Raw genomic sequence first — 6725 nt, forward strand, 5'->3', positions numbered from 1 at the left:
ATGGACATAACAGTTGAAGTAAAAGATATTACCTCTGGGGTAGAAGTACGAGTAAAAGGTGAAATTGATGCGTATACAGCGCCTAAACTTAGTGAAACATTAAATCCTTTATCTAAGCGAGAAGGAATTATCATGATTGTTGACTTGACAGAGGTTTCGTATATGGACAGTACTGGTCTAGGTGTTTTCGTTGGTTTATTTAAAAGCGTACGTGCGCACAATGGTGTTTTTACACTAGTTGGATTGTCAGAACGTTTGCAACGTCTGTTTGATATTACCGGTCTCGCTGATATCATCGATATTAAAAGTCATGCAGAGGGTGGAGTAGAATGAGTCAAGCATATGAATACATCGAAATGAAGATCCCGGCAAAACCTGATTTTATTGGAGTCATCCGATTAACGCTCTCTGGAATTGCTAGTCGAATGGGCTTTACTTACGAGGAAATTGAGGATTTGAAGATTGCCACAAGCGAAGCGTGTACAAATGCTGTGCAACACGCATATAAAGAACAGGATCACGGACAAGTGAAAATTAGCTTTGGCTTATATGAAGACCGATTGGAAGTGATGGTTTCCGACAGTGGAAAAAGTTGCAACTTTGATGAAGTGCGTCAAGGGCTTGGACCATATAAAAATGAGCATGAAGTTGAATTTTTAAGAGAAGGAGGTTTGGGCCTCTATCTCATTGAGACTCTTATGGATGAAGTGAAAATTCACCAACATGAAGGGGTTACGGTTTTCATGACTAAGTTTGTTGATGGAGAGCAGGTGGAGATGGATGCAAAAGCACTCTCAACCTAATCAAGCTGTAAAAGAGCAAGTGCATGAATGGATTCGAGCCTATCAGCTCAATCAGGATGATGAAGCCCAAAATCAACTTGTCCTCCATTATCGAAATTTAGTCGAAGCCATCTCTAGAAAATATTCAAAGGGAAAAGCATCCCAAGAAGATATTGTACAAGTGGGAATGATTGGACTATTAGGAGCTATTCGCAGATACGATGAATCTTTCGGGAAAAGCTTTGAAGCCTTTGCAGTTCCGACTGTAATCGGTGAAATCAAAAGATATTTACGTGATAAAACATGGAGTGTCCATGTTCCAAGACGTATTAAAGAGCTGGGTCCGAAAATCAAGGTAGCTGTGGAAGAATTGACGACTGTCCTCCATCGCTCTCCTAAAGTAGAAGAAATCGCCGACTTTATAGGAGTAGCTGATGAAGAAGTGTTAGAAGCAATGGAAATGGGAAAAAGTTATCAAGCATTATCTGTTGATCATTCAATGGAGGCAGATTCAGATGGTGGAACGGTTACACTGCTTGATATTTTTGGGGATGTTGATGAAGGATTCGAGCGTGTTAATCAGCGCATGGTGCTCGAAAAAGTATTGTATGTGTTAACTGAAAGAGAAAAAAGTATTATCCAATTGACGTATCTAGAAAACCTGAGTCAAAAAGAGGCTGGCGAGAAACTAGGAATTTCGCAAATGCATGTATCCCGACTTCAACGGCGAGCAATAAAGAAGCTTCGGGAAGCCGTACATGCAGAGAATAACACGGAGTTTGTTCGATGAAAAGGGAGTTTTTTTCTAAGAATCAATTCGAGTTATGTGCCTTTCAATCTTCTAAAAACGGAGAGATTTATTGTGGTGATGATTATTATATAGCTCATACAGATGAGTATCTTCTCTGTGTACTTGCAGATGGTCTCGGTAGTGGGGAATTTGCCTATGAATCTTCACATGCTGTCATTGAGGAGATTATGGCAAATCAAAACAAAGGCGTCCAAGCGCTTATGGATATAGGGAATGGAGTTCTGACAAACAAAAGAGGGGCTGCCGTATCTGTAATAAAGATTTATTTCGATACGAGTGAATTTGTATACAGCGCGGTTGGAAACATTCGGTTCTTCTTGTATAATCCCGAAAAGGAGAAGCTCGTTTACCCACTTCCTGTTACGGGATTTCTATCTGGAAGGCAACAAAAGTATCGTACTCAGCGATTTAAATATGAACCTGGGGCGAGCTTCATTCTTCACTCAGATGGTGTTCAACTTCAAAGAGCGAAAGCCCTATTAAAGTCCTGTTCCCCTTTGGAGCAGAAGGCCCAAGAAATAATTGAAGGAATAAAGGTCCAAGCCGATGACTCGACGTTTATTATAGGAAGCTTACTTTCATGAACCTTTGGAAGTAAGCTTTTTATTATGAAAAATTATATAGAAAGTTTAAATGAATAATGTGGAGATTTATTCTCGTCATATTCGCAACGAGTCGAGGTTTTTGCTAAACTATACGTATAAGGAATTTTTTAGCAGTGGAAATATTAACGATTAGCTTGGAGGAAAAACAGTGATTGTAGAGGAAAATCAAACTAAAGAAATTGTAAATAAAGTATCTCGTGAGCTAGCGTTGAAAACACAACAAGTACAAAATGTGATGAACTTGCTCAAAGAAGGTAATACCGTACCTTTCATTGCAAGATACCGAAAAGAAATAACTGGCTCATTAGATGAGGTACAAATTAAGACCATCATGGAGCGTTCGAATTACTTGGAAAATTTAAATCAACGTAAGGTTGAGGTTATTCGAAGTATAGAGGAACAAGGGAAACTTACTCCAGATCTGCAACTACAAATTACTAAGGCGGACAAACTTCAGGAAGTAGAAGATCTATATCGCCCTTATAAACAAAAACGAAGAACGAAAGCGACAGTGGCGAAAGAAAAAGGCTTAGAGCCCCTTGCTATATGGCTGCTTGAACTCCCTATTTCTGAATCGATTGAGGAAAAAGCCGGAGAATTTTTATCCGAAGAGCATGATGTACATACGGTTGAAGAGGCGATCAACGGAGCAAAGGATATTATTGCGGAAATTCTTGCAGATGACGCAGAATATCGCAAAAAAGTACGAGCGGATGTTTTTAAAACGGGTACGTTTGTGTCTACAGTCAAAGACGAAGAAAAAGACGAAAAGAAAATCTTTGAAATGTATTACGAGTACTCTGAGCCTGTTCACAAAATAGTGCCACACCGAGTATTAGCGCTGAATCGAGGAGAAAAGGAGGACGTGCTACGAATTTCCATTGTTCCAAATACAGAAGCGATTATTGCTTATCTTGAAAAGGTTGTGACGAAAGAATCGGTCTCTAGCGCTGTTACGCCAATTAAGGAAGCGATTGAGGATAGCTTTAAACGTCTGATCATGCCTTCTGTTGAACGCGAAATTAGAAAAGAACTGACAGAAAAAGCAGAAGATCAGGCGATTCATATTTTCTCGGAAAATCTGCGCAATCTTCTGCTTCAACCGCCTTTAAAAGGCAAGGTCGTTCTAGCACTCGACCCTGCGTATCGAACAGGCTGTAAGCTTGCTGTGATTGATGAAACAGGAAAAGTACTGGCGATTGATGTCATCTATCCGCACCCTCCGGTAAACAAGAAAGAAGCAGCAGTGAATACGACCATTTCACTTTTAAAAGAATACCAAGTAGAAATCGTTGCGATTGGAAATGGCACAGCTTCTCGTGAATCTGAACAATTTATTGCGGACATCCTGAAAGAAGTTCGGGAACAAATTTCGTACATCATCGTAAACGAGGCGGGAGCAAGTGTCTACTCTGCATCTGACATCGCTCGTGTGGAGTTTCCTGATCTTGCGGTAGAACAAAGGAGTGCCGTTTCTATCGGTCGCCGTTTACAAGATCCGTTGGCGGAGTTGGTTAAAATTGATCCGAAGTCAGTCGGGGTCGGTCAATATCAGCATGATGTCTCGCAAAAGAAATTATCAGAATCGCTTGCCTTTGTTGTCGAGACAGCCGTTAACCAAGTAGGTGTGAACGTCAATACAGCCTCTCCGTCTCTCCTTCAATATGTAGCTGGTCTCTCCAAGTCTGTTGCACAAAACATCGTGAAGAGGCGGGAAGAAGAAGGGAAGTTTACAAGTAGAAAAAGCTTAAAAGGGATTCCGCGCCTCGGAGCCAAAACCTACGAGCAATGCATCGGTTTCTTAAGAGTAGTAGATGGTGAAGAACCATTAGACCAGACATCCATTCATCCAGAGAACTATGGAGCGGTCAATAAACTCTTGAAAAAATTAGGATTTACTTCTCGAGACATTGGCAGTGAAGTTCTTCATGAAGCACTGTCTAATCGTGAGGATATAAAGGAATTGGCGGAGAGCTTAGAGATTGGGGACATTACGTTAAAGGACATTATGGATGATTTAAGAAAACCTGGTCGTGACCCTCGTGACGATTTGGCAAAACCTTTACTTAAACAAGATGTCCTAAAGTTAGAAGACTTACAAAAAGGAATGGAGCTTCAAGGAACTGTTCGTAACGTTGTCGACTTTGGTGCCTTTGTTGATGTCGGTGTCAAACAAGATGGACTTGTACATATATCAAAACTGAGCAATAAATTTGTGAAGCACCCATTGGATATTGTGGCTGTTGGAGATGTAGTAACAGTTTGGGTGGATTCAATCGATATGAATAAGCAAAGGGTGGCATTAACCATGCTTGAACCGAAAGACCAACTCTAAAATGTAAAAAACACTTCCTTATCGGAGGTGTTTTTTAGTTAGGATTTTTCCTTTAATAATGAACACTTTCGTTATTCCAATAGTAAAACCAACATTGATTCAGCATCTTCACTTGAACATGATTTTTTTCGTGAAATGCCCTACGAATTTGATTTTGAAGCCATATAGGCATGGAATAAGCCCCCAGTTAATTCGACGTTTTTAATAGTATATGAATAGAGAGGATGTCTCGTGCCCATGGCAAACCTTAAAAAATGGTGAATCAAATCAAAATAAGCTTTAAGAAAGAATATTCTTCGTTTATGATAAATAAAAAAGATGGACATCGCCCCCAGTTAGAGAGGAGTGGAAGAGTGGAAGATCAGCAACTTCAAAAACTAGTAGAAGAAATTTCACTTAAGGATTTTGCAAGGACTTTTAGACATCTAGCATCTTTCAATTCTCGTCTTAGAACAACAGGTGGCAGATATCTGTTGCGCTCGCATGATATAGAAATCAACAAGAAATACTATGATGAGAGAGGCATAGAGGAGCTTATAGGCATTATTAAACATGAGCTTTGCCATTACCATCTTCATCTTGAGGGGAGAGGATATCAACATAAAGATAAAGATTTTAAAATGCTTCTCAAACAGGTGGGGGCTCCTAGATTTTGCACGCCATTATCAACGGACAAGAGTAAGAGAAAACAAAATCAAAAAATATATCAATATGCTTGTAAGTTATGTGGTCAATTGTATAGTAGGAAAAGAAGGATAAATACATCAAAGTATGTGTGTGGAACGTGTAAAGGGAAGTTGTTTCTTATTGATAGTAATGAGGTTTGAAAAAAGTTGAAAAGATGCTTGACTTTAGTTTGAAACGTCCTTATAATCTAAAGAGTCGACAAAAGATAACTCAAAGTTATCACGACATTATAGTCTTTGAGTTCTACTATAAGACACCAAATTTTTATATTATTCCGCAGTAGCTCAGTGGTAGAGCATTCGGCTGTTAACCGAACGGTCGTAGGTTCGAGTCCTACCTGCGGAGCCAATTTGGGGAAGTACTCAAGAGGCTGAAGAGGCGCCCCTGCTAAGGGTGTAGGTCGGGTAACCGGCGCGAGGGTTCAAATCCCTCCTTCTCCGCCAGCTACTATTATTACGAAGGCCCCTTGGTCAAGCGGTTAAGACACCGCCCTTTCACGGCGGTAACACGGGTTCGAATCCCGTAGGGGTCATCGCTTTATTTATTTTCATACTGGTCCCGTGGTGTAGCGGTTAACATGCCTGCCTGTCACGCAGGAGATCGCGGGTTCGATTCCCGTCGGGACCGCCATTTTTTTAAAAAAGGTATTGCTCAAGCATTAGCAACTGCAATGCAATAATAATTTGTTATTCATAAATTGATGGGCTATAGCCAAGCGGTAAGGCAACGGATTTTGATTCCGTCATGCGAAGGTTCGAATCCTTCTAGCCCAGCCATTTTCATATTTTGACATAAGTAATGTTGAACGATGAGCCATTAGCTCAGTTGGTAGAGCATCTGACTTTTAATCAGAGGGTCGCAGGTTCGAATCCTGCATGGCTCACCATTTATCTTATGCGGGTGTGGCGGAATTGGCAGACGCACCAGACTTAGGATCTGGCGCCGCGAGGCGTGGGGGTTCAAGTCCCTTCACCCGCACTTTTGAAAATCTTGTTGACACAAAATGTTGAATGTGATAAGATAATCAATGTCGCTTTTGCGGTCGTGGCGGAATGGCAGACGCGCTAGGTTGAGGGCCTAGTGGGGGAAACCCTGTGGAGGTTCAAGTCCTCTCGGCCGCACCAAAGAATGTAATTCAGATAGTACTTATGCGCCCGTAGCTCAATTGGATAGAGCGTCTGACTACGGATCAGAAGGTTATGGGTTCGACTCCTTTCGGGCGCGCCATATAAACGGGAAGTAGCTCAGCTTGGTAGAGCACTTGGTTTGGGACCAAGGGGTCGCAGGTTCGAATCCTGTCTTCCCGACCATTCATTTTTGACTTTTAATAATATGCGGGTGTAGTTTAGTGGTAAAACCTCAGCCTTCCAAGCTGATGATGAGAGTTCGATTCTCTTCACCCGCTCCAATATTGCTCTTTGAAAACTGAACAAAACAAAGCGCCAACGTTTTAATTGAAGTGAGTACACACTATAAAAACAATGAGCAAGTCAAACACTTTTTGG

General features: G+C 41.1%; 7 protein-coding genes and 11 tRNA genes. 17 read left to right on the top strand and 1 reads right to left on the bottom strand.

Annotation, left to right across the window (positions count from 1 at the left end; genetic code table 11):
• The 5 genes from ACIQZI_RS23760 (at position 1) to ACIQZI_RS23780 (ending at position 4533) form a co-directional block, all read left to right on the top strand.
• Complete coding sequence (locus tag ACIQZI_RS23760) at positions 1-333, top strand: anti-sigma factor antagonist (RefSeq protein WP_403078201.1); 333 nt, start codon at positions 1-3, stop codon at positions 331-333.
• Positions 330-803, top strand: a complete 474-nt coding sequence (rsbW, locus tag ACIQZI_RS23765) for an anti-sigma B factor RsbW (protein ID WP_403078204.1) — start codon at positions 330-332, stop codon at positions 801-803. Before ACIQZI_RS23760 ends, rsbW begins: the two co-directional genes overlap by 4 nt.
• Positions 781-1572 carry an RNA polymerase sigma factor SigB gene (sigB, locus tag ACIQZI_RS23770; protein WP_062187793.1) on the top strand — a complete coding sequence of 264 codons (792 nt, stop codon included), beginning with the start codon at positions 781-783 and terminating at the stop codon, positions 1570-1572. The genes rsbW and sigB overlap by 23 nt, the downstream gene beginning before the upstream one ends.
• Entirely contained in the window at positions 1569-2177 is a 609-nt protein-coding gene (locus tag ACIQZI_RS23775; protein ID WP_403078208.1) for a PP2C family serine/threonine-protein phosphatase, read from the top strand. The genes sigB and ACIQZI_RS23775 overlap by 4 nt, the downstream gene beginning before the upstream one ends.
• A gap of 169 nt (positions 2178-2346) precedes the next feature.
• On the top strand, positions 2347-4533 hold the full coding sequence (locus ACIQZI_RS23780) for a Tex family protein (protein ID WP_403078211.1): 2187 nt from the start codon (positions 2347-2349) through the stop codon (positions 4531-4533).
• A gap of 52 nt (positions 4534-4585) precedes the next feature.
• Here ACIQZI_RS23780 and cmpA read toward each other — a convergent pair whose 3' ends face one another.
• The gene (gene cmpA / locus ACIQZI_RS23785; RefSeq protein WP_152534698.1) at positions 4586-4705 is read right to left on the bottom strand and encodes a cortex morphogenetic protein CmpA; all 120 of its coding nucleotides are present in this window, start codon (positions 4703-4705) and stop codon (positions 4586-4588) included.
• A gap of 181 nt (positions 4706-4886) precedes the next feature.
• On the opposite strand from cmpA, the gene ACIQZI_RS23790 reads away from it, so the two are divergent.
• The 12 genes from ACIQZI_RS23790 (at position 4887) to ACIQZI_RS23845 (ending at position 6628) form a co-directional block, all read left to right on the top strand.
• Complete coding sequence (locus ACIQZI_RS23790; protein WP_403078220.1) at positions 4887-5360, top strand: SprT family protein; 474 nt, start codon at positions 4887-4889, stop codon at positions 5358-5360.
• Between the two features lie 133 nt (positions 5361-5493).
• Positions 5494-5568 (top strand) — tRNA-Asn (locus ACIQZI_RS23795).
• A gap of 4 nt (positions 5569-5572) precedes the next feature.
• A tRNA-Ser gene (locus ACIQZI_RS23800) sits at positions 5573-5663 on the top strand.
• A 17-nt stretch (positions 5664-5680) separates the two neighbouring features.
• A tRNA-Glu gene (locus ACIQZI_RS23805) sits at positions 5681-5752 on the top strand.
• 22 nt (positions 5753-5774) lie between these two features.
• Positions 5775-5850 (top strand) — tRNA-Asp (locus ACIQZI_RS23810).
• 71 nt (positions 5851-5921) lie between these two features.
• A tRNA-Gln gene (locus ACIQZI_RS23815) sits at positions 5922-5996 on the top strand.
• A gap of 34 nt (positions 5997-6030) precedes the next feature.
• A tRNA-Lys gene (locus ACIQZI_RS23820) sits at positions 6031-6106 on the top strand.
• 10 nt (positions 6107-6116) lie between these two features.
• Positions 6117-6198 (top strand) — tRNA-Leu (locus tag ACIQZI_RS23825).
• 60 nt (positions 6199-6258) lie between these two features.
• Positions 6259-6344, top strand: a tRNA-Leu gene (locus tag ACIQZI_RS23830).
• A gap of 26 nt (positions 6345-6370) precedes the next feature.
• Positions 6371-6447: transfer RNA gene (locus ACIQZI_RS23835), tRNA-Arg, on the top strand.
• A 6-nt stretch (positions 6448-6453) separates the two neighbouring features.
• Positions 6454-6530, top strand: a tRNA-Pro gene (locus tag ACIQZI_RS23840).
• A 24-nt stretch (positions 6531-6554) separates the two neighbouring features.
• Positions 6555-6628: transfer RNA gene (locus tag ACIQZI_RS23845), tRNA-Gly, on the top strand.
• Positions 6629-6725: the final 97 nt, after the last annotated feature.

Source organism: Peribacillus sp. NPDC096379 (assembly GCF_044762875.1).
GTDB lineage: Bacteria > Bacillota > Bacilli > Bacillales > DSM-1321 > Peribacillus.

Bases quoted from the DNA above. Each gene is read 5' to 3' on its own strand.
- ACIQZI_RS23760 (WP_403078201.1), top strand. From the start codon at position 1: ATGGACATAACAGTTGAAGTAAAAGATATTACCTCTGGGGTAGAAGTA.
- rsbW (WP_403078204.1), top strand. From the start codon at position 330: ATGAGTCAAGCATATGAATACATCGAAATGAAGATCCCGGCAAAACCT.
- sigB (WP_062187793.1), top strand. From the start codon at position 781: ATGCAAAAGCACTCTCAACCTAATCAAGCTGTAAAAGAGCAAGTGCAT.
- ACIQZI_RS23775 (WP_403078208.1), top strand. From the start codon at position 1,569: ATGAAAAGGGAGTTTTTTTCTAAGAATCAATTCGAGTTATGTGCCTTT.
- cmpA (WP_152534698.1), bottom strand. From the start codon at position 4,705: ATGCCTATATGGCTTCAAAATCAAATTCGTAGGGCATTTCACGAAAAA.